The 21893-nt window shown below is 40.4% G+C and carries 22 protein-coding genes and 2 pseudogenes; 8 read left to right on the top strand and 16 right to left on the bottom strand.

Annotated elements, in window-relative coordinates; all coding sequences use genetic code 11:
* Window positions 1–2: 2 nt before the first annotated feature.
* Entirely contained in the window at window positions 3–1067 is a 1065-nt protein-coding gene (locus AC0L6R_RS23955; RefSeq protein ID WP_473273435.1) for an endonuclease/exonuclease/phosphatase family protein, read from the bottom strand.
* 150 nt (window positions 1068–1217) lie between these two features.
* On the opposite strand from AC0L6R_RS23955, the pseudogene acnA reads away from it, so the two are divergent.
* Window positions 1218–4000, top strand: a pseudogene (gene acnA, locus AC0L6R_RS23960) (aconitate hydratase AcnA).
* Window positions 4001–4307: 307 nt separating this feature from the next.
* Here acnA and AC0L6R_RS23965 read toward each other — a convergent pair.
* Window positions 4308–5075: a TonB family protein gene (locus tag AC0L6R_RS23965; RefSeq protein ID WP_473273436.1), complete on the bottom strand. Its 768-nt coding sequence runs from the start codon at window positions 5073–5075 to the stop codon at window positions 4308–4310.
* A 153-nt stretch (window positions 5076–5228) separates the two neighbouring features.
* Between AC0L6R_RS23965 and pgi the strand changes: the two are divergent.
* Together pgi and AC0L6R_RS23975 are read left to right on the top strand one after the other, a co-directional pair.
* A pseudogene (gene pgi / locus AC0L6R_RS23970) lies at window positions 5229–6888 on the top strand (glucose-6-phosphate isomerase).
* A gap of 258 nt (window positions 6889–7146) precedes the next feature.
* Window positions 7147–7872, top strand: coding sequence for a class I SAM-dependent methyltransferase (locus AC0L6R_RS23975; RefSeq protein ID WP_473273437.1), 726 nt, complete (start codon window positions 7147–7149; stop codon window positions 7870–7872).
* A 67-nt stretch (window positions 7873–7939) separates the two neighbouring features.
* Here the strand turns inward: AC0L6R_RS23975 and AC0L6R_RS23980 are convergent, their stop codons facing one another.
* The gene (locus tag AC0L6R_RS23980; protein ID WP_473273438.1) at window positions 7940–9244 is read right to left on the bottom strand and encodes a glucuronyl esterase domain-containing protein; all 1305 of its coding nucleotides are present in this window, start codon (window positions 9242–9244) and stop codon (window positions 7940–7942) included.
* Between the two features lie 246 nt (window positions 9245–9490).
* Here AC0L6R_RS23980 and AC0L6R_RS23985 point away from each other — a divergent pair, with 246 nt between their 5' ends.
* The gene (locus AC0L6R_RS23985; RefSeq protein WP_473273439.1) at window positions 9491–10684 is read left to right on the top strand and encodes a dicarboxylate/amino acid:cation symporter; all 1194 of its coding nucleotides are present in this window, start codon (window positions 9491–9493) and stop codon (window positions 10682–10684) included.
* Window positions 10685–10811: 127 nt separating this feature from the next.
* Here the strand turns inward: AC0L6R_RS23985 and AC0L6R_RS23990 are convergent, their stop codons facing one another.
* Together AC0L6R_RS23990 and AC0L6R_RS23995 are read right to left on the bottom strand one after the other, a co-directional pair.
* Window positions 10812–11438: a response regulator gene (locus tag AC0L6R_RS23990; protein WP_473273440.1), complete on the bottom strand. Its 627-nt coding sequence runs from the start codon at window positions 11436–11438 to the stop codon at window positions 10812–10814.
* 86 nt (window positions 11439–11524) lie between these two features.
* Window positions 11525–13519, bottom strand: a complete 1995-nt coding sequence (locus AC0L6R_RS23995) for a tetratricopeptide repeat-containing sensor histidine kinase (protein WP_473273441.1) — start codon at window positions 13517–13519, stop codon at window positions 11525–11527.
* A gap of 121 nt (window positions 13520–13640) precedes the next feature.
* Here AC0L6R_RS23995 and AC0L6R_RS24000 point away from each other — a divergent pair, with 121 nt between their 5' ends.
* The 3 genes from AC0L6R_RS24000 (at window position 13641) to AC0L6R_RS24010 (ending at window position 15622) form a co-directional block, all read left to right on the top strand.
* The gene (locus AC0L6R_RS24000; RefSeq protein ID WP_473273442.1) at window positions 13641–14645 is read left to right on the top strand and encodes a hypothetical protein; all 1005 of its coding nucleotides are present in this window, start codon (window positions 13641–13643) and stop codon (window positions 14643–14645) included.
* Window positions 14646–15001: 356 nt separating this feature from the next.
* Window positions 15002–15349, top strand: coding sequence for a hypothetical protein (locus AC0L6R_RS24005; RefSeq protein ID WP_473273443.1), 348 nt, complete (start codon window positions 15002–15004; stop codon window positions 15347–15349).
* Between the two features lie 60 nt (window positions 15350–15409).
* Window positions 15410–15622: a hypothetical protein gene (locus AC0L6R_RS24010; protein WP_473273444.1), complete on the top strand. Its 213-nt coding sequence runs from the start codon at window positions 15410–15412 to the stop codon at window positions 15620–15622.
* Between the two features lie 24 nt (window positions 15623–15646).
* Here the strand turns inward: AC0L6R_RS24010 and AC0L6R_RS24015 are convergent, their stop codons facing one another.
* The 5 genes from AC0L6R_RS24015 to AC0L6R_RS24035 all read right to left on the bottom strand — a co-directional run bounded on the left by AC0L6R_RS24015 (window position 15647) and on the right by AC0L6R_RS24035 (window position 18072).
* Complete coding sequence (locus AC0L6R_RS24015) at window positions 15647–15808, bottom strand: hypothetical protein (protein WP_473273445.1); 162 nt, start codon at window positions 15806–15808, stop codon at window positions 15647–15649.
* Between the two features lie 588 nt (window positions 15809–16396).
* The gene (locus tag AC0L6R_RS24020) at window positions 16397–16642 is read right to left on the bottom strand and encodes an amidohydrolase family protein (protein WP_473273446.1); all 246 of its coding nucleotides are present in this window, start codon (window positions 16640–16642) and stop codon (window positions 16397–16399) included.
* Window positions 16643–16654: 12 nt separating this feature from the next.
* Window positions 16655–17137, bottom strand: a complete 483-nt coding sequence (locus tag AC0L6R_RS24025) for a hypothetical protein (RefSeq protein WP_473273447.1) — start codon at window positions 17135–17137, stop codon at window positions 16655–16657.
* Window positions 17106–17627, bottom strand: coding sequence for a hypothetical protein (locus AC0L6R_RS24030; RefSeq protein ID WP_473273448.1), 522 nt, complete (start codon window positions 17625–17627; stop codon window positions 17106–17108). Before AC0L6R_RS24030 ends, AC0L6R_RS24025 begins: the two co-directional genes overlap by 32 nt.
* Complete coding sequence (locus tag AC0L6R_RS24035) at window positions 17563–18072, bottom strand: hypothetical protein (RefSeq protein ID WP_473273449.1); 510 nt, start codon at window positions 18070–18072, stop codon at window positions 17563–17565. Before AC0L6R_RS24035 ends, AC0L6R_RS24030 begins: the two co-directional genes overlap by 65 nt.
* Window positions 18073–18359: 287 nt before the next feature.
* Here AC0L6R_RS24035 and AC0L6R_RS24040 point away from each other — a divergent pair, with 287 nt between their 5' ends.
* A complete protein-coding gene (locus AC0L6R_RS24040) occupies window positions 18360–19097 on the top strand; it encodes a phytanoyl-CoA dioxygenase family protein (RefSeq protein ID WP_473273450.1) in 738 nt (245 codons plus the stop codon).
* Window positions 19098–19166: 69 nt separating this feature from the next.
* Here AC0L6R_RS24040 and AC0L6R_RS24045 read toward each other — a convergent pair whose 3' ends face one another.
* From AC0L6R_RS24045 to AC0L6R_RS24070, 6 genes are all read right to left on the bottom strand, one after another.
* Complete coding sequence (locus AC0L6R_RS24045) at window positions 19167–19718, bottom strand: hypothetical protein (RefSeq protein ID WP_473273451.1); 552 nt, start codon at window positions 19716–19718, stop codon at window positions 19167–19169.
* A 34-nt stretch (window positions 19719–19752) separates the two neighbouring features.
* Entirely contained in the window at window positions 19753–20043 is a 291-nt protein-coding gene (locus AC0L6R_RS24050; RefSeq protein ID WP_473273452.1) for a hypothetical protein, read from the bottom strand.
* Between the two features lie 51 nt (window positions 20044–20094).
* A complete protein-coding gene (locus AC0L6R_RS24055; RefSeq protein ID WP_473273453.1) occupies window positions 20095–20358 on the bottom strand; it encodes a hypothetical protein in 264 nt (87 codons plus the stop codon).
* A 167-nt stretch (window positions 20359–20525) separates the two neighbouring features.
* Window positions 20526–20786, bottom strand: a complete 261-nt coding sequence (locus AC0L6R_RS24060; RefSeq protein WP_473273454.1) for a hypothetical protein — start codon at window positions 20784–20786, stop codon at window positions 20526–20528.
* Between the two features lie 8 nt (window positions 20787–20794).
* On the bottom strand, window positions 20795–20911 hold the full coding sequence (locus tag AC0L6R_RS24065) for a hypothetical protein (RefSeq protein WP_473273455.1): 117 nt from the start codon (window positions 20909–20911) through the stop codon (window positions 20795–20797).
* Window positions 20912–20913: 2 nt separating this feature from the next.
* The gene (locus AC0L6R_RS24070) at window positions 20914–21867 is read right to left on the bottom strand and encodes a sensor histidine kinase (RefSeq protein WP_473273456.1); all 954 of its coding nucleotides are present in this window, start codon (window positions 21865–21867) and stop codon (window positions 20914–20916) included.
* Window positions 21868–21893: the final 26 nt, after the last annotated feature.

The following is a 21893-nucleotide window of genomic DNA, read 5'->3' on the forward strand; positions in this document are numbered from 1 at the left end:
AATTAGTCTTTATCATTTTCATCGAGCCCGCGGGAAATCTTTTCGCGGGCTTCTTCTTTTTCTTCCCCATTTGCTTTAATTGTTTCTGTATCGTTTGTTGGTGTCAACACAGCCTTCAATGAAATAGGGAAGTGATCTGATCCTATACCTTTTTGAACTTTTAGACTAGCCACCCCAAAGTGCTTGCTTAAAAAGATATGATCCAATGGCCATCTGAAAAGTGGGACTTTCGCATGAAAGGTGTTAAACAAACCTCTGCCACGACGAGGGTCAGCCATTTCAGAATTTTTCAAAAACAGCTCCGTAGTATAGCTCCACGCCACATCATTCAAATCTCCTATGACCAGAGAAGGCTTCGGGTTGGCCTTTGATTTTTTTCCAACCATCAATATTTCTGCATCTCTTTCCGTACTTTTTTCATTTTCGCCCGGCACGGGAGGAGTTGGGTGAATCGCATAAATGGTAATTATTTCCCCATTTCGAAGCTTTATATCTAATTCCAACGAAGGGATTTCTTCATTGATCAGGTAATTTATTTCCTGTCTCACAATTTCCATTCGGGTATAAAGTAGCAATCCGTAGGTATTATCTAGCGGGATTTTAATCTGAGTTGGATAATCATTTTCTATTTCAGAAAGTCCTCTTTCCCATGCCTTATCCGTCTCCACAAAAAATATTAAATCTGGGTTTACTGAATTGACTAGTGCGACAGCTTTCTCATAGTGTTTGTTGTATTGATAGACATTTCCCACCAAAAGGCTGATGCCTGACTGTTCGTTGTAGGATACCGTTTCGATCATTTTTTTTCCAAAAGGACTGAAAGGCCAGACTTTGGTACTCAGGTAGATAGCTGAAATTCCCAGTGCAGTAATCCAGAAATACGCCTCAAGTGAAACTGACCAGCCAAGGGAACTGATCCAACAAACCGTCAATCCAATGATGATGACCAATTTCTGCAGTCTTGGATAGTCAAAAATGCGTACCCACCAGTAATCCAGCTTGACTAAAGGGAAAAATGAAGCGAATATAAAAAAGGCACTGAATACTTGAAGGATGAGGTAACCCATGTAAAAATTTGATTTTCTTAAGTTAAATTAAAGATGAATAATCGGCCTGCAAAATGGGGAAACTTTATTTCAAATGTAAAGTATGGAATCCTAAGCAGGAATTTTGAGTTAGTTAAATGAATCTATTTTTAACCTTAGCCCATAGCAAACATGAGTCAAGACCCATTCCAGATTAAAACTACATTGAAAACTTCAAAAGGAGATCATACATTTTGGAGTTTAGAAAAATTAGATGCTAGCGGTCACCCGGTAAAGCACTTACCTTTTTCAATCCGGATTTTATTGGAAAATGCGCTGAGAAATTTTGATGATTTTGCGATTACTAAAGAGCATCTTGAAACCTTGATGAATTGGTCACCGCAACCCTCCGACAAAGATGTCCCATTTAAACCTGCTCGAGTTCTGATGCAGGATTTTACAGGAGTTCCGGCGGTGGTGGATATAGCATCCTTACGTTCGGAAGCACATCGAAAGGGTAAAGATGCAAGTACAATTAATCCATTGATTCCAGTTGACCTTGTCATAGATCACTCGGTGCAGGTGGATTATTTTGGGACTAATTACAGTTATCAAAAGAATGTAGAAAAGGAATACGAACGGAATTCTGAGCGCTACAAATTCCTGAAATGGGCACAAAAAACCTTTAATAACTTTTCAGTGGTGCCTCCAGGTATAGGGGATCTGCCACCAGGTAAACTTGGAATATTTAGCTCAGGGAGTAATTGAGCGAGATGGGATGGTTTTTCCAGATACGCTTGTCGGGACAGATTCCCACACACCTATGGTGAATGGAATCGGAGTAGTAGGCTGGGGAGTAGGAGGAATTGAAGCGGAAGCGGCTATTCTAGGTCAGCCCATTTACTTTATTATGCCTGAAGTGGTTGGCCTGAAGTTGACTGGTAATTTGCCGGCAGGTACCACGGCTACGGATATGGTATTGACCATTACGGAGTTACTTAGAAGAAACAGCGTAGTGGGTAAGTTTGTAGAGGTATTTGGGCCAGGTGTTGGATAATCTTTCCGTCCCTGACAGAGCTACCATTGCCAATATGTCTCCGGAATTTGGCTGTACTGTGACTTACTTCCCGATTGATGATCGTACGTTGGATTATATGGGAAAAACCAATCGCTCAGCTGATCAGATCAAATTGGTGGAGGATTATTGCAAGGCCAACATGCTTTGGAGAAAAGACGAGGATCTGATCAATTACAGTTCTGTGGTGGAATTGGATTTGGGAACGGTAGAAGCGACAGTATCAGGGCCAAAACGTCCCCAGGATAAGATTTTGGTGAGAGATTTCAAACCGAAATTCGGAGAGCTCTTGGAGTCAGTTCATGGTCGTCAATACATTCCTATCGATAAGCGGGAAGAAGTATCCCGTTTCCTTGAAGAAGGAGGAGGACAAACAGAAGATCAATCGGGGGTAGAGGCACCTGCAGAGACCGAGATCAAAACTAAGATTAAAAATGGTCTGAAGACTGTTTCAGTTAATCTGCATAACGAGAAATTTGAATTGTATGATGGCTCTATCGTCATCGCAGCAATTACATCCTGTACCAATACTTCCAATCCTTCCGTAATGCTTGGAGCAGGATTAGTGGCCAGAAAAGCGCGGGAATTGGGATTGGATGTGAAGCCTTGGGTGAAAACTTCCTTGGCTCCAGGATCGAAGGTGGTGACCGATTACTTGGAGAAATCAGAGTTACTTGAAGACTTAGAGGCGCTAAAATTCCATACCGTGGGTTATGGCTGTACTTCTTGTATTGGTAACTCAGGACCGCTTCCAAGACACATTGCGAAAGCAGTGGAGGATAACGACCTAGTCGTAGCTTCTGTCCTTTCCGGAAATAGAAACTTTGAAGCCAGGGTGCACCCGCAGGTGAAAATGAATTACCTCATGTCGCCTATGCTAGTGGTAGTTTATGCCATTGCAGGTCGTGTGGACGTGGATTTATATAATGAGCCGATTGGCTACGATCCGAATTTGGAACCTGTATTTATGAAGGATATCTGGCCAACTAATGAGGAAATAGCTGAGGTTGCCAGAAAAGTCCTTACACCAGATGATTATGAAAAAAGCTACGGTGAGATTTTCGAAGGAAATGACATTTGGAAAGAATTACAATCCGGTGAAGGAGAAATCTATCCTTGGGATGATAGCAGTACCTACATCAAGGAAGCGCCATTTTTCAAGGGGATTTCGGTAGATGTACCAGAACCTAAAAACATTACAAACGCAAGAGTTCTTTTGAAACTGGGTGACTCTATCACTACAGATCATATTTCTCCGGCAGGATCTTTCAGACCTGATACTCCTGCGGGTAAATACCTAAACGGAAGAGGAGTGGAGCGACCGGATTTCAATTCCTATGGTTCGCGGAGAGGAAATGACGAGGTGATGGTTCGTGGTACTTTTGCCAACGTTCGTATCAAAAACCAATTGAGTACCCAAGAAGGTGGTTTTACCACATACATTCCCAGCAATGAGGAGATGTCCGTGTTTGAAGCTTCCGAGAAATATCAGGCAGCTTGCGTGCCTTTAGTAGTCTTAGCTGGAAAAGAATATGGATCAGGATCTTCACGTGACTGGGCTGCAAAGGGAACCAACTTACTTGGCATCAAAGCCGTAATTGCTGAAAGCTATGAAACGTATTCACCGGAAGTAATCTTGGCGGGAATGGGAGTCTTGCCACTTCAGTTCATGCCAGGTGAAACTGCCAAGAGTCTAGGTTTAAGTGGAAAAGAGGAATTCACTATTACCGGAATTGAGGATGGATTGAAGCCTTCGCAGAAATTCGAAGTCATTGTCACTTCAGAATCTCAGGAGAAGAAAATTCAAGTACGCTCGAGACTGGATTCAGAAGTTGAGATTGCTTACTACAAGCATGGCGGAATTCTGAATTATGTATTGAGGGATTTCTTGAAGGATTAGGGTAGTTGGGTGTTGGTTGTCGTATGACCGATGCACGCCTCTGCTAGTTTCGAGCTTGGCTTTTATTAGTTTTGGCTCTTTTGAAATGACAAAACCCGTCAGAAATGGCGGGTTTTGTTGGTTGTATAACTCTATTATTGAGTACGTAAGATTCCCCATAGAATTACCAGAATCAGCGAGGCGACGGTTAGAATTGTTAACGCAATTGACTCAAGTTTCCTTGATTGCTCTCGCTGTTTAATTACCAATATTCTCAGTTCGTATTGATTTAATTTTTCGTTTTTCTTCATTTAAAATCACTGAAAGACTAATCCAGCTTAAACCTTACCGGAATATATAACCAGGCATCTATCGTATTTCCATCATGGTTAGTAGCAGGACTAATTTCCCCCTCATATTTACTGGCTGCCTGAAGTGCTTCTAGCGCCAAAGATTCACTTACATTTTCTGGATTGGCTAACTCGAAACCACCATGCTCACCAAATTCATTTACATACATCCCAAGAATAGCGGTTCCTTCTTCTCTATCTCTCCGAGCTAATGCAGGGTATTTCAAGTTTTGCATCAGTGTTTGATTCCAAAGATCCTGATTTAGTTTTGGCTTTGGCTCAAACACATTTTCATCTGCAGTAATTACTTCCTCACTACCTGCCTTTCTGATTTCAAAGTTCTTTTCACCCTGAAAAAGCACTTCGCCTATTTTTTCGCCCTTGGAATAGTATATAGCTTGGTAGAAACCATTGTTGCGATTCTTGATTTTCTTGGAAGTCAACTTCCCATTTTCATCATAAGTCTCTGTGTTTTCCTCAGGAAAATCCCCCTCTTGGTTATGACCATATCGGGTAACTTTGACTATTTGATTTTTCAGATTGAAAATGCGCTCTATGGATGTGCTGTCGCTAAGATTGACAATAATTCCTTTGTAGAAATAATTGATGGTATCGGCCTCGGCTATCGGGTAGAAATGCTTATTCAATCGGACTATTTGGGTATCCTGAGATTTATAAAGCGAGGAGCTAAGTCCAAGAAAGGCTGTTATTAGGAGAAAAAATCGAAAGGTATTTTTGAACGCCATATTTGGTTGACTAATAGTAAAGTTTAATTATAGTCAAACAAATCTGAAATTGAAAACCATTTGAACTAAAGCCTATGTCTCACTTTACTTCAAATCTCTTTTATCCCTGAAGTAAAACCTTATTTTTGTGACTCATTCCTATCAAACAAACCAATGAACGCAATTAATCCCACTAGCACATCAGCCTGGGCAAGATTAAAACAACTTGCTGAAGAACATAAAGAAATGACCATTCTATCTCAATTTGATCAGCCGGAGCGCTTTGATAAGTTGAGTATTTCGATGGAAGATATTCTGGTAGATTTTTCGAAGAATAGAGACAAATTGGGCAGGACATCCTTGATGCACTTTATGATTTGGCTAAGGAGTGCAAGCTGCATGAGGCGGTTGAAGATATGTTTACTGGAAAGCCTATCAATGTCACTGAAGGGAGGGCGGTATTGCATACTGCGCTGAGAAATCCTGCGGATGAGACTGTACTTCTGGATGGACATAATATCATGGAAGATATCTCTGCTGTCTTGAAAAAAATGAAGATTTTCGCAGATAAAATCCAAAATAAACAATGGCTTGGCTACACAGGTAAGCCGATCAAATCTTTGGTAAACATCGGGATTGGTGGTTCTGACCTAGGTCCGGTAATGGTGACGGAGGCCTTGAAGCCTTATCAGAACCCTGATATTGAGTGTTTCTTCGTTTCCAATGTAGATGGAACCCATATGGCCGAAACGCTTAAGAAAAAAGTAGATCCTGAAACCACGCTTTTCTTTATTGCATCCAAGACATTCACCACGCAGGAAACCATGACTAATGCGCATACAGCGCGTGATTGGTTCTTGGAACATGCAAAGGATGAATCTGCAGTGGCTAAGCATTTCGTGGCGCTTTCTACTAATGCCAAGTCCGTGGAAGCATTTGGAATTGATACAGCAAACATGTTTGAATTCTGGGACTGGGTAGGAGGAAGGTATCTCTCTATGGTCTGCCATTGGTTTGCCAATTGCATGTACCATCGGATTTGATAATTTCGAGAAACTACTATCTGGCGCTCATGCGATGGATAGTCATTTCCGTCATACTCAGTTTGACAGAAATATTCCGGTTGTCCTGGCGTTGATAGGTATCTGGAATACTAATTTTCTTGGTGCGAAGTTCCTGAACGCTATTTTGCCATACGATCAGTACATGCACCGTTTTGCCGCCTATTTCCAACAGGGAAATATGGAAAGCAATGGTAAGTATGTGAGTCGCTCCGGCGAAAAGGTAAATTACACTACAGGACCGATTATCTGGGGAGAGCCAGGGTCTAACAGGTCAGCATGCTTTTTATCAGTTGATCCATCAGGGCACACACTTGATTCCTTGTGATTTCATCGCTCCGGCGATTTCCCATAACCCGATTGGTGATCATCATCAGAAATTGCTCTCCAACTTCTTTGCCCAGACAGAAGCCCTAATGAAAGGGAAGTCTCTCGAAGAGGTAAAAGCAGAAATGAAAGCTGCCGCTAAGTCAGACGAGCAAATCGAAGAAATCGCTCCGCATCGGGTTTTCGAAGGTAACCGTCCTACCAATTCCATTTTGGTGAAGGAAATCACTCCTTATACCCTCGGCGCTTTGATTGCCATGTACGAACATAAAATCTTCGTTCAGGGTGTTATTTGGGATATATTCAGCTTCGATCAGTGGGGAGTGGAGCTAGGCAAAGTCCTGGCATCTGGAATTCTTCCTGAGCTTAAAGGTGATGAGGAAGTTACCGCCCACGATGGCTCTACCAATGGCTTGATCAATGCCTATAAGAAAATGAGAAAGTAAATCTTTGATAAGATAGCTTAATTAGGTGGGTTGACCTCGGTGGCTTGTGTCTTCCATCAGTTGCCCTAGTTTGCGCCTGCCTTGCCGGTAGGCAGGTCTCCACAAACCACTTAACACATTCATAGTCCCGGTCTGTAAGACACAGACCGGGGTTGAGTAATAAAACAAACCCCGATTCTGAAAGGAATCGGGGTTTTCTATTGTCGTGATTTTTGAAACATACATTACTTATAGGAGTTAAACTTAAAAAGTTCCTATATGCAAAAGTCAGCAATCATCTTACTACTCACTGCCTTTTTTATCCTCAATTTTTCCTGCCAGGCACAGACAACAACCGAAGATCCATACACTTTTAAAAATCCAAATTGGGATGGTTCGGGTAAAGTCTATCTGGGAAGGGAGATATCCCAAGTCATGGGTTTTGCTGGAATGGATTGGTTGGAGCGTGCAGAACGAGCACGTGAAGAAGGTGTTGCCGATGCATTGGAAAAGCTGCACATCACTTCCAAAAGTGTAGTTGCAGACATAGGAGCTGGTTCTGGATATTATACGTTTAGAATAGCTCCCTTAGTTAGTGAGGGCAAAGTCTATGCTGTGGATATTCAGGAAGAATCAGTCGATTATATCCGAAATAGAAGTAATGAGCTAGGGGTTGAGAATGTGATTCCAGTGCAAGGTACTGAGCAATCACCTAATCTGCCCGAGGGAGAAGTGGATCTGGTTATAATGGTTGACGTGTATCATGAGCTGGCGTATCCGCAGGAGATGCTTAGTGCTATATATAAATCGCTCAAGCCAGACGGTAAAATAGTATTACTCGAATACAAAGGTGAGGATCCGAGTATTGCAATCAAGCCACTTCATAAAATGACCGAAAAGCAGGCAAATAAGGAGTTGAAAGCTAATGGGTTTGATTTGGTGGAAAATGGAAAATTCCTACCAATTCAGCATTACCTGATTTTTGAAAAGGCAAATTCAAACTAAAATTTATCAAATTAATAATTGAGGCAATTTCGTTCTTCTGTCCACCGAAATTCCTATGGTTTAGAGATTACAAAAACTTCTTCATAAACTGGATAAAGACAGGGTAGTCAGAGGGAATAGTCCCGTGACCACCATCATGCATGTAATATCCAAGTTTGTTTTCCAGCAATGAAATGTCTCCCGCAGCAGGCATTTCATTGTTTTTTGGACCATTTTCTCCAAATAGCTTATATACTTCGGTAGCCTCCTGCGCCGCTATAAACTCACCTTTGGGGTCTGACCAATAATCCGTATTTCCTGTTTGAAGCAATAAAGGCCTGGGAGCAATCATTGCTACGAGCGTGTGAGCATCAAAAGGAAAGTCATTCACATGCGTGGAATAGGCATGATAGTTTGGGGCAAACTGATAGCCATCCCTGGAGGAGTCGGACATATGCTTGATGTTTTCGCCATAATCCCTTCTTGCAATAGCAGCTCCACCTTCACCCGAGCAACTGGCGATGATCATTTTGAATCTAGTATCTCTTATTCCTGTCCAGAGCACTGTCTTTCCTAATCGGGAAACACCCATTAAGGCAATGCGACTGGCATCAATCTGCTCGTCTTTTTCAAAATAATCCATGGCTCTGCTGAGTCCCCAAGACCAAGCTGAAATAGTTCCCCACTCATCGCTTTGAGGCTCCGTTTCGCCAGGCTTGAGAAAATCCTTGCGTATTCCGTGCTCAAAACCATCCTTGAAATCTGGATCTATATCTCCATAGTAAACTGTGGCGAAACCATATCCTGCGTCTATAAATTGCTCCACATTAGTAGCCCGAAAAGCACTTGGCTGATCTGCTTTGACTTTTTCACCTGATTTATTCCACATTTCACCAACTCGTATTTCTGGATCGTCTACGGTTAGATTATTTGCAGTAAAGGAAATGGTGAAGAAAACAGGTGTTTTCTTATTAGAATTCCTGGGTAAATAAATGAGCAAATCCATTGGGTGCTCTTTGCTGTTTTCAGTTAAATATATTCTGACCTGCCTGCGAATTGCCTTGCCATTTAAAGCCTTGCTTTCTTTGTCATAAACTTCAAAGGCTATCGATTTTGGAGCTGGAGGTGTTTTTCCATATTGTAGTTCTGCAATGAAATTCAATAGTTCTGGTCTTCGCTCATGCATCCAAATCTCTGAATTAGTAACTTTTTTACCATTCTCCAGGGTGAGTATCTCAGGTAAAGTATAAGGAGGAATGGCATCTTCATCATAATTGACAGGAAAGCCCGCGACTAACTTTGGTGGCTCCTGAGTCTGCGCAATCGCTAGAATATTAGAGTAGAGAAAAATCGAGAAAGCTAGAGATATTTTTATTAAAGGAGTTCTTTGCATGGTTTGGGGGGTATTGTTGCTCCAATATGTTAAATGAAATTGATTTGACTATCCTGATACAGAGGAAATTGAAGGAGAATGGTGTGACAATTAGGTGGTAATGACTTCCCTCAATTATTTATGTGACTTGAATCTGAGCTTTTGAATAAATATGAATCGATCCAATTCTAAAATCCTATTCTTATATCTTAGCACTTCGAAAAACCTAAGGCTATTGTCCTTTCTCCATAAGAATTCCAGAAATAAATGAAGCAATTATTCTCTAATCTTCTCTTCAAAGTTTTCATCGCTATCGTGTTAGGGATAGTTTTTGGTCTGTATTTGCCAGAATCCATCAATCGGGTTTTCGCGACCTTTAATGCCTTTTTTGGTCAATTTTTGAATTTTGCCATTCCTTTGATTATCCTCGGATTGATCATGCCGGCAATCTCTGACTTGGGTAAAGGTGCCGGGAAATTACTGCTTATCACTGCCGCAATAGCCTATGGATCTACGCTGTTCTCTGGCTTTATGAGCTATTTTACCTCTTCTACTATTTTCCCATCTCTTCTAGCTTCCCATGTAAATGAAGCAGCAGAAGTAACCGAGGGAGGAAATGATTTAGTGCCTTATTTCAGTATCACCATACCTGCCGTGATAGATGTAATGTCTGCTTTGGTTTTGGCATTTGTGATTGGATTGGGACTTTCTTATCAGGAGAATTCCACGTTGAAAAAGGTGGTAAAGGACTTTGAAACCATCATCATGCAGGTGATCGAGAATGTAATCATACCACTCTTGCCAATTTTCATCTTGGGGATTTTCGCAAATATGGCTTTCAGCGGCCAGGTGTATTCTATCCTCTCGGTATTCTTGAATATCATCGGGGTGATCTTTGCCATGCATATTTTCTTGCTGATCCTTCAATATGTGATCACAGGAGCGATTGTCAAAAAGAATCCTTTTAAGTTATTGGCGACTATGATGCCGGCCTATTTTACTGCTTTGGGAACACAATCCTCAGCAGCTACTATTCCAGTGACGCTGGAGCAAGCTGAGAAAAATGGAGTTTCACCAAAAATTGCAGGTTTTGTCATTCCACTTTGTGCAACGATTCACCTGTCAGGAAGTATCATGAAAATCACTGCTTGTGCTATGGCTTTGATGATCTTGGAAGGCGTTCCCTTTGATTTTGGGATGTTTGCTGGATTTATTTTTATGCTAGGAATTGCAATGGTAGCAGCACCAGGAGTACCAGGCGGTGCAATAATGGCAGCAATTGGAGTACTTCAATCCATGCTTGGATTCAGCGAGGAAATGATCGGTTTGATGATCGCACTTTACATTGCTATGGATAGCTTTGGAACTGCCTGTAATGTAACAGGAGATGGAGCGATTGCGCTAGTGGTGGATAAAATTACTCAGGACAAAAAGTTGGATGTCTTGCAGCCTAGACGCTGATTATCTTAAGATTTCCATTCGATTCTTCCATTCTGTAAGAAACTCTTTCCGCCATTTATTGATGATTTAAAATACTTCCTTTTAATCAGGTATTTAAATTCTTGAATAATAACAGAATCCGGAAACACTACACCAGATTATGTGCATGGGCATAGTTGACCAAACCTACCAAGGTTGAGCATTCGATCTTTCGGAGAATATTTTTACGATGGGTTTCTACTGTTTTCTCGCTGATAAACAGTACTTCTGCGATCTGCTTTGTAGAAAAATCCCTAGCTATGAGTTTAATGATTTCTGTTTCTCGGGGTGAAAGATCGCTTTTCTCCGCAGGAGCATTAAGCTGTCTTACCAGTATCTCCGAGATTTCATCACTGAAGTACTTCTTTCCTGAAGTGACTTTGTCAAGGGCTTGCATCAAAGAAGAATGAGCATCATTTTTCAGCACAAAGCTGTCGATATTTTCCTTGAGTAAATCTCTCACTACTGATGGGTCATCATGCATGCTGAGCACGATAACTTTGATTTCAGGATTGATGGAATGAGCGATTTTGATGATTTCCAAACCTGAAAAATCCGGTAGCTCATAATCGGTGACAAGGATGTCAAAATCCTGTGTTTTCAGTAGTTCGATCGCTTTTTTGCCACTGCTGGCTGCTGCTGCGACCTCATAGTCTTCCAGTCCGCTGAGAAGACTTTGTGTGCCTTCCAGTAAGATTTTATGATCATCTATTAAAAGTATTCGGTACTTCTTCATCAGTTTTTCTGTCTTACTTTTAAATAAACGCAACATCTTTTTGTTTCAAAGTACGCTGTGTTTGGACTATGTTTCAATACCTATGACTAGGTATTCATCTCTACCTGAGTTGTTTTAAAGGCAAGTGATTTGTCTAGGATAAGGGTGAGCATGGTGTTTTTTCTTCCTTGCATGGTGTCTATGTCCATTGATCCTTTAATGAGATTAAGCCGGGTATTGATATTTCTCCAACCATTTCCTTTGCTGTTTTCAAAGGTGTTTAGGTCAAACCCATTCCCATTATCTTCCACAGTGATAATGATCTCCTCCTCATGCGCGGTAAACTGAATTAAGATCTCAGTTGCTTCGGCATACTTTAAAATATTGGATATCCACTCCTGCAAAATTCTATAAAGTGAGATTTCAAAAACTTCATTCAATCGGCGATCAATGCCAAATACCTGCACTTTCGCATTTACTTGATTGGACTTATTTATTCTTGCTGTCAATTCCTGTAATGCTGGGATTAACCCCTCCTTTGTCAGAACCTGAGGCATGAGGTTGAAGGCGATATTTCGGATCTCCCGCTGAATATCATTGAGTAAAACAGTGGAGTTGTCTACAATTTCATTTCGCACCAGCGGATCATTGCTGGTACTCTTCAAGCCTTGGATATTCATAGTCAATGCACTCACCAATTGACCCATGCTATCGTGGAGGTCGGAAGCAAAACGCTTTCTTTCCTTCTCCTCGCTGGAAATCACCGCTTGAATTTGAGCTTCACGAAGTCTGGTTTTTTGCTCACTAAGAACCTTTTGCTGGCTGATTCTGGATTGCTTTCTCCAGAGATAAAACACCAACAGTAGGAGAAGTAAGACAAAGAATAAGGCTAGGATAATGATGAAATTCCGCTGATTGGTAGCCTGCTGTAGACTATTCTCCTGATCCAATAAAATGATTTGTTGGTCCTTCTTCTCTGTTTCATACTTGGTTTCCAGTTCTGCGATTTCTTTGTTCGTTTCGATATTCAGCAAGCTATCAGCATATATTTTCTGAAACTTATGCGCATTCAGCGCATCCCCAAATTGATTATTTGCTTCATAGACTTCCGCCAAAAGCCCATAACCATCCTTTAAGCGATTTAGATTATTCAGTTTCTTCGAGAGTTCTAAACTCTGCTCAGCGAATGTAATTGCACCTCTAGTGTTTTCTCTTCTAAGCTCATTTTGAGCTAGCGAATAAAGTAGTATAGAATAGTCATAGTCATTCTCATAGCTGCCAGAGGAATAGATCTTCATTGCCTTTTCGAAATTATTATTGGCAAGTATGTAGTCTCCTTTTTCTGAATATGCATGTCCCAAATCTGTGTAGATCAATGCTTGGCTTTTTGTGTCATTAGCATCAATGGCATAGGGCAGTGCTTCCTGGAAATAATAAATAGCAGAATCCTGATTATTCAAGCGATCATATACATTCCCTATGTTCAATAAAGTCTTTTGAAGATTTTGTCGGAATTGATCATCTGGAAGTGATTTTTTGAATTCCAGCGCCTCGAAATAGTAGGATTTCGCTTTGTCAAACTTTTCATTCAGGAAATGCACATTTCCAATGTTAGTCAGTACACTTCCTTTCAAGCCTTGATCTTCTAAATTATTGACAATCCGGAGTGCTTCTAATTGATATTCCAAGGAAGTATCATAATCTCCCATGTTTTGAAGGATGAGTCCCAAGTTCACAGAAGTCACCGCCACACCACGTTCATTTTCGAGAGAGGAGTACAGTTCGCGCGTTTTGTCCAGGTAATAGGCTGCTGAATCGTAATCGGATTTAGCCCAGAAAACTACCCCTACATTATTGGACGCATAAGCCTGCAAAGCTAGGTATCCCTTTTTCTCTGCAATCTGAATAGACTCATAGCCATACTCCAATGCTTTTGGAGGATCAGAGTATTTCAAATGCCAGCATAGGTCACCCAAAACAGTTGCTTTGGTCGAATCATCTGGTTGGTTTTTTAAAATATTTTGAAGGCTGTCGATCAGTTCAGTTTGTCCGAATGAGGCAAAACTATAGAGACAAAAAAACAAAATGCTGATAACTCTCAATGCGACAGATTTTAGCTTATATACCTACTATTAGGTATGCCAAAATACCTAATCGACCTTATTGAAACAAGGGGTATTAATTAAGTCATTTGTATGAACCAGAACATAAAAATTCGAAACCATGAAAAATACTTTATTAATCTTTGCCTTTTTTGTGTGCACAATCGCAAATGGGCAACTCGTAACCAGCAAAAATCTCAGCGATAACAGCTACGGTGAAAAAAAATTGAAGGATGCTCCTAAGAAGATTTATTTAAATCAATTTAATATCAATTACCAGTTGATCGCTGCAAGTTCGGAGGCGAGTGCGGGAGGCAAGACCAGAGCAGAGATGGCTGTCGGTATGACTGGAGTGGAGATTTCAGACATGCAGGAAATCACTGACAATGCCTACGCTATGGTCGTAAAAAGACTAACCGATGCAGGAATTGAAATTGTGACTTCCGATGTAGCGGAGAAAACTGATTTTTATAGCGATTGGACAAAGACCCAAGGAGGAACTCCTACGAAAGCACAACTACTAGGATATGTAACTACAGCGCCTACTGGTTTTGATTATTTCTATAAATCAATGAATAAAGACGGTAAGACCAAAGGGTCTTTTATTGTAGATACTACACCTAAATTATCCAAAGATTTGGGAGATATTCCCGTTTTTGAAGCGAACATCAGCTTTCAATTTGTGACTATTGAGGGGAATAGCTCTTACGTGACAGATGCTACCAAGATGAAAGGTGTGGTACAATACCAAATACCTGAAGTGGCTATTGCTAAATCTGCTGAAGGATTATTAGGTTCTAAAATAGAAACATCCAGAATCGCTGCACGGATTGTTTGGAAAGGTGGGATGAATGGGTCAGGAGCAAATACTATTTTGTCATATTCCCCAAAAGGTGGGATAGAAATCCCTGGCGTGATGGAAGAAAAGAAATTTAAGGAATATGTCGCGCCAGATGTGAGTTACAATACCACTTATAATGGGGTTGCCTATACCAATGATAAGGAACTCGAAGTATCTCATCAGGTAAGGGCTGATAGAGCGGCTTACAAAGCAAAAACTCAACAAGCGCTAAATGAATATTTGAGTATGGTGGTAGATAATTTCCTAGCAAGTCTAGGGAATTGATCAAAGAAGAAAGGAAAAACCTGGCGCCTTGAACTGAAATAAAATCAGATCAAGGCGCTTATTTTTGTGTTATTTCAGTTGGTAGATTCAAATACTAGGAACGGCTTCTTTACTGGTTTCTGCCAAATTATTTTTTTTAAAAAAAAACACCCCATTTTGGGGTAGAACAACCGCTTCTATGCTTATGCTTCGGTTGCCTGGGGAACAACTAAAAAAATTCAAAATGCCCTTGATTATCGTTTAGAAGGCTTATCTGATTTTTTAAAAGTTTTAATAAGTCTAAAGTCATCGATGGAATTGGTCTTGCTTTATGACATTGAAATGAATATTTCGCTTTTTTTATAAACATAAAGATCATGAGCACTTCCAAATCAATGACTACTTATTCTCAGGTATTAAATCAATTGCCTGCAAAAGGATATGGAAAGGAATTAACCATAAGACAAGCAGGGGCTTTGTTTGACGGTTCAGACAAAATTTATCAGCCTGAGCAATTAAAGATCGTGAAGGTTTACAGGTTCGAAGGTGAATCAGACCCATCCGATATGGCTGTGATTTATTTACTTCACAGCGATACTGGTGAAAAGGGCTTTCTGCTTAATGCTTATGGAACCTATTCAGATGAGGATAATCAGTATTACGATGAATTCATCAAAAGGGTAGCTGTAGAGGAAATTGAAGGATTGGGTAGCGCCTTGGAATAAATTTTCGGAACTGAAGAAAATTTGTTCATTTACTGATTTACATTAAAAACCACCACCAACATGCTTATTATAAACAATCAACCTACAGGGATATTTTCAGCGTATTTACTGGGAAAGAAAGAAGAAGTAGATAAAGGGAAGGCACCAAAGACACCAGGGCAGTCAGGAGGAACTAGACCTCCTAAAAAAGAAGAATTCAATGAAATTGAACGGGAAAATGACCGTAAGAATGATGTACAGGAGGAAACTGTAGATAACCAGAGAGCGCGATAAGAATGAAAAAATAGCAAGGGAGGTTTATTCCTCTCTAGCTGTTTTTTGCCCATCGTCCTTGCTGTTTTCCTCAATTATAGTTTCCAGCTCTTCAGCTCTTTTGGGATCACCTGCCCATTCGTATAGATGAGATGCCTTTTCTCCTGCTTTTTCTACAAATCCAGTTTTATCTATTGTGGCTACCACCAATAAACTTCCGCATTACCTTAAAATATGGGGCCATCAGCAAGGAAGAAAGTGCTATTAGTAGCCAGCCCAATGGTATAAAGGGTAATGGCCGTTGAAACTAGTCCACCTAAAAATAAGAGCTGCAATAGTTGGTATTAAGAGTTTTCTCACTCAGAAAGATACAAATCCTTAGAGGAAAGGACTCAAATTCTTTTATTTGGTTAGTGGCTTCTTGACGTTTTTTTCATATCGATCCTTTCTGATATTTTCTCTGTGCTAATGAAAACTCCTCCAAGTAAAAATTTAAATCCGCTGAGATAGAATTGTTTAATAGGATTAGCCGCAAAGATGGCAGTCACCTTGGATTCTTTGCTTATCTGGTCGGAAGAACGATGACACCCGCACTGGAGGGACAGGCTGAAGCGGCCTCAATACTTAAGTTTTAGATATCCTTTTTGCTTTTGACTCCATATTGGCACAAAAGCACATATCATATTGGTTACTTTTCACTGGGACTTAGGTACTAGCATGGAAGCAAATACTTTTGCTGCGAGGTTACTTTTCGAGACTTTTCAAATTAGTGAGTCAAATTCAGTCACTTATAGGTTATTGTCTAAACCCCGGCCCTCTAACCACTTGACCTGGGAATGCTCCTGTATGTTCGCCATTTTCGAGCACTGCTGTTCCGTTCACGAGAACGTGTACCATACCAGTGGCATATTGCATAGGCTCCTCAAAGCTCGCATGATCTTGGATTTGAGCAGGGTCAAATATTGCCAAATCAGCAAAATATCCTTCTTTCAATGCACCACGTTTTTTGATTTTCAAGTTGGTAGCTGGCAAAGTTGTCAATTTGTAAATAGCTTATTCTAATGTGATCACCTTTTCCTCACGAACATATTTGCCGAGAACCCTGGCAAAATTCCCAAAGGCTCTAGGGTGGTAGCTTGACTTGAGAAATACTCCTTCTATGGAGTAGGAGCCAGCATCTGAGCCAAAACTCATATAGGGAAGTGCTAGTTGTTTTTTTACATTTTCTTCAGACATCAGGAAATAGATGGTTCCAACCCGGCTTCCATCCTGAACGACCAAATCCATAGCAGTTTCTTCAGGAGAAAGTTGTCTTAGCTCCGCCACTTCCGCCAAGGTCTTTCCAGTGAGGTATTTCAAACTGTCATTTTTAAATCCAACCAAAATCATTTTCTCAGGTCCTTCTACCGCTTGCATCAGACTTTCCCATTCATCGGTAGGAGTCTTCATTTCCTGAAGTACCTTTTTACGGATAACAGGGTCCTGCAAGCGCTCAGCCCATTTATTATAGCCGCCTTCTTGTACCCATGGAGGCATCGCTGCATCTAAACCAGCTGGCTCCAGCGATGTAGGTGTACATATCAGTAGTGATCTCTAAACCGGCAACTCTTGCCGAATCTATCTTGGCAACCACCGCATCATATTTACCCCAATTAGCTTGTCCGCTTTCCTTCAAATGGTAAACTTCTGCCCTGATGTTAGCTTCACTTGCAATTCGGATCAATTCGTCCAAGCTTTCCAGAAGCCTGCCTCCTTCACTTCTCATATGTGAAATATACATGCCGTCGTAGGCTGCAGCTACCTTGCAAAGTTCTATTAGTTCTTCGGTACTTGCATAAAAAGCTGGCGCATAGATCAAGGAAGACCCCACGCCTAATGCACCTTCTTCCATAGCCTGCTTAACCAGGGATTTCATGGATTCCAATTCTTCTGCTGTTGGAGCTCTGTCTTCGTATCCAAGTTCATGGATTCTCACTGTGGTGGCGCCTATGAAGGAAGCCACATTTGTGGAAACACCTTTTTTCACAAGAGAAATCAAGGTATTCACTGAGAGTCCTCCAGTTGATCGGGTATTTAATGTCTCCCTGTGATTTTTCCTCATCCACTTTCATTTCTTCATTGAGAGGGCCCATGGACCAGCCTTCACCAAATACTTCCAAAGTAACGCCTTGTCGAACATCGCTTTGAGATCTACCGTCTTCGATCAAAGACTCTGTAGCCCAGCTCAACATATTGATAAAGCCTGGAGCCACCACCAAACCAGTAGCGTCTATTTCCGAGTTCCCAATTGCATCTTGAAGATTCCCGATGGCAGCTATGGTATCTCCCCGTATTCCTATATCTCCCACATAGCTAGAATTTCCAGATCCATCTACGATTTGACCATTTTTGATCAGGATATCGTAGGATTCAGAATTGGAACAGCTGAAAAAAAGGTTGGCTATTGCGAGAAAAAAAAGGAAAGGTTTCATGGAGTTGATTTTATTTTTTGAGGGGAAAAGTATGGTCTTTTTAGCCTTAGTGTATTCATCGTCAGGCTAAAAATTATGATCTTCTTGACCATTATTCTCTGAAGTTACTGATCTTTTCAATAATGGCAAAACTGAAAAATCCTCCTTTTGCTTAAAAGTCTTTCCAGACACAAGTTAACTTCTGGCTAATTACGCAGCTGTGGATTGATTACAATTCCTGCGTCATTCATCATTGGAGATTCAATGTTTTGGTTGCCAATTCGTAGTTTAGAGTAAAATATCTAGCTATGCTTACCTTACAGGAAATCGAATTTTTGGAAACTTATGGCTACCTTAATTTGGGTCAGCTACTGACCGACGAAGAGGTCAAAAAAGTCAATGATAGAATAGCCGATTTGATGCAGTCTGAAGGTGAAAATGCAGGGGCAGAATTGGCAGAATCAAAATATATCCGACACCCAAAAGAGGAAGGAGCGGACCGCCTAGCTGATTTGGTAAATAAGGGGCCGATCTTTGATGTTTTTTACACCCATCCTCGAGTGCTGGCAGGAATTGAAGCTGTTTTGGGGCATCAATATAAGCTTTCCTCTCTCAATTATAGGGCTGCAAAACCTAGTATGGGCCTTCAGAAACTCCATGTCGATTGGAAGAATACAGTAGTCAATGGAGCCTACAAAGTTTGTAACAGCATTTGGCTTTTGGATGACTTTACAGAGAATAATGGTTCAACACGGATCGTACCAAAGTCCCATAAACTAAGTGCTCTTCCCGATGAAGTGATGGCTAATCCTTTGGACAAGCATCCCGATGAAATCCGGATTATCGCGCCTGCAGGCTCGGTCTTCATCTTTAATTCCCACGTATGGCATGGGGGCACCATGAATGAGACAGAAAATGTAAGAAGGAGCATTCACAGTTATTTCTGCAGTAGAGACCAACCTCAGCAAATCGATCAAAAGAGGTACATCACTGAGGAGACTTTACAGAGGATTGGCCATATGGGAAGGTGGACTTTGGATGTTTGAGAATAGCTGAGATGGTCAATAAAACAAGTCATTCTTAAATCAGTTTCTCAACCTTAAACAGGAAATTAACTATTGCCTTTCTATATACATCACAGCCGAGTCTTCTACGTATTTGGCAGGATTGAAGCTGGAGTAGAATTTATTTCTAAGGTTATTAAGGGGGCTATTCATTGCCATTATTTTAGAGGTAAATTCTAAAGGGAATTTTGCTGGGTCAGAATAATTCTTCAAGAGAGTATCGTATTGATCAATATTAGCCAGCATTCTCGTAGTGAGCTGACCAAATCTAAGTCGTAACGACTGGACTTTATACATGTAAGTTTCTACCTGACCGAGCCATTTTCCTTTAGTGTCAGGTGATTTATCCAAATATGAGATCTTATCTGAAATTGATTTTCTACACTCATTTTTGAATTGCTCTCTCTCAGAGTCAAGTGTGGCTTTTAGATATCTACTTTCAAAACGCTGTTTATCAATGCCAAAATAGTTCATTTGCTCATTTAGCAACAGCGCATTTTCCTTCTGAAGTTGCTCTAGTTCCTGATTGATTAGATTCCATTCATGATCTATGATTGACTTTTGCTGCTCAAATTGACTGGAGATAGTCAATATTCTAAGCATTTCTGGAGTCTTATCGTATAGGTCTTTTTCCTTTTTACCTAGCGTTCCGATAAGACTTGGTGACTCCGGAAATTGCGGTGTTCACCATTGTTCCATATAAGGGCACGGTAGAAGATGCCGTGGAAATCAATGAAAGTGAATTTTGAAGTAAACCAGACATGGCATCTGATTTACCATCTTTCTCATACCATTTATCAAACTCAGTTTTCCAAGTCGTAAAGGACTTGTATTGCTGGATTTTGCCAATGCTTCCCAACTGATCAAAAAATGACTGTGAGGTAAGAAATAGCTCTAGAGGCTGTATGTCCCGTTGGATGCTCAGCAATTCTGTGAAAGCGAGCTGTCCGTTAAGATTTATCTTGGTTTTAGGAGCTTCTTACAGGATTTTTAACCTTGTATCTAGCGCGAATTGGAGTTTTTCCATATCCTCAATTTTTTCCTTATCCGAAGCTGTTTTGTTGTCAGTGGCTGCGAGCTTTTCAGTGAGTCGATTTACAATCTCTTCGTTATTTTTCAGCTTTTCATTGAGCTCCTTCAGTTGATTATCACGATCCGTTTTGATTTGCTCGGTTATTTCTGTCTGAGCTTGCGCAAAAGCGGTTGTAATCAGAAATAGGAAGAGAAAGAGAGGTGTTTTCATGTTTTTCTCAATATTAGAATAGAAAAGGGTGCTGTAGTTTTTTGCAAATTTCTTCTTAGCTAAATCTAAGCCAATTTAGACGCCTCAATGCTTATGCGTAAAACGGGAATTTAAAAGCCAGCTGAAGATAGGTTTCCATTGGAAATCAGGCCCCTGAAAAGTAATTCTTAGAAGTTCTTGTAAGCAAATAGGGCTGCAGCGAGATCTTCGATTGCAAATCCAGCAGAGTTGAAAAGGGTGATTTCTTCTCTTGAGTTTCTTTCTGGGTGAATTCCTTTTACTAATTCGACAATATCCGCTTTCACATCAACTTCCGTGATGGTTCCCTCCGCAATAGGTATAGCAAGTTCACCTGTTTCATAAAGTGCCCCAGCTCGGAAATCCACAAAGATGCTGCTCTTTCGAATGGCATCATTTCGGATAATCATAAAATCTATTAACTAATCGGTTTTTTTAGTGGTATGCTGAAGAAAAAGTTAGAGCCGTTGTTTTTAGAACTTTTTACACCAATTTGCCCCTGATGTAACCTGATAATCTGTCTGGAAATCGCCAAGCCTAATCCGGTACTTTCCTCACCTTCAGTTGGTCTGGAGCTTGTTTTTGGAAATAGTTAAAAAGGTTTTGCTGCTCTGGCTCTGAAATCCCAATTCCATTATCTATAACTTCCGTGAGTACTTCGTGTGTTTTGGTTACAGAGACCTTTACTAAAACTGCCGTATTTCTATTAGAGTACTTAACTGCGTTAGATAAAAAATTGCCAATTACTTCACTCAAATAATGTTCGTCAAAATCTGAATATAGCTGATCTTTCTCCACCTCAAGTGAGATATCAATGTCCTTGTTTTTTGCCAAAATTTGATTGATATGAACCTGATTCGTGATAAACGAAATATAGTCCTGCGTCTTGTAAGTTAGTGAGAGTTGACCAGCTTCAATTTTTGAGACATCCAGTAAGTTTCTAACCACTGTGATGCTATTGCTACTCGTTGTTTTGATAATATTCAGGATCTCTGTTACTTCAGGATTGAACTCTTCCTTATAATCATCAATTAAAATTTCAGAAAAGGCATGAATGATGCCTAGCGGACCTTTTATGTCGTGCGCAGCTATTCCAATAAACTTATTTTTTTCATTATTGATGGCTTTCAAATGGCCATTTAACGACTTAAGTTTCTGTTCATTTGCCTTCAGGTAATATAACAGTAAGCCTACCGAAATAAAGAATGCAAGTCGTACTACGGCGTTCCAAACTGGAAAGAAAAGTAAGGTGTATTCTCTGGTAAGGTATTCGGAAACAAACCATTCAATTGATGCCAAGGTAGAGCAAAAGATAATTGCTGACACATTTGCCTTAGGAGAAATGGATAATGCAGCTATTGGAAGAAGGTAAAAAAATGAAAAGCCAAATTCATCTCCTGTTATAAAATCTATATAACCAATGAATAGAATTTTTAGGATTGCTACTGGTAGACTGATGTATTTATTTTTGATTTTGTCTATTAAACTCATTTCATTTTTTTAAAAGTCTACCCTAA

This window comes from Algoriphagus sp. 10J20-15 (assembly GCF_055809615.1).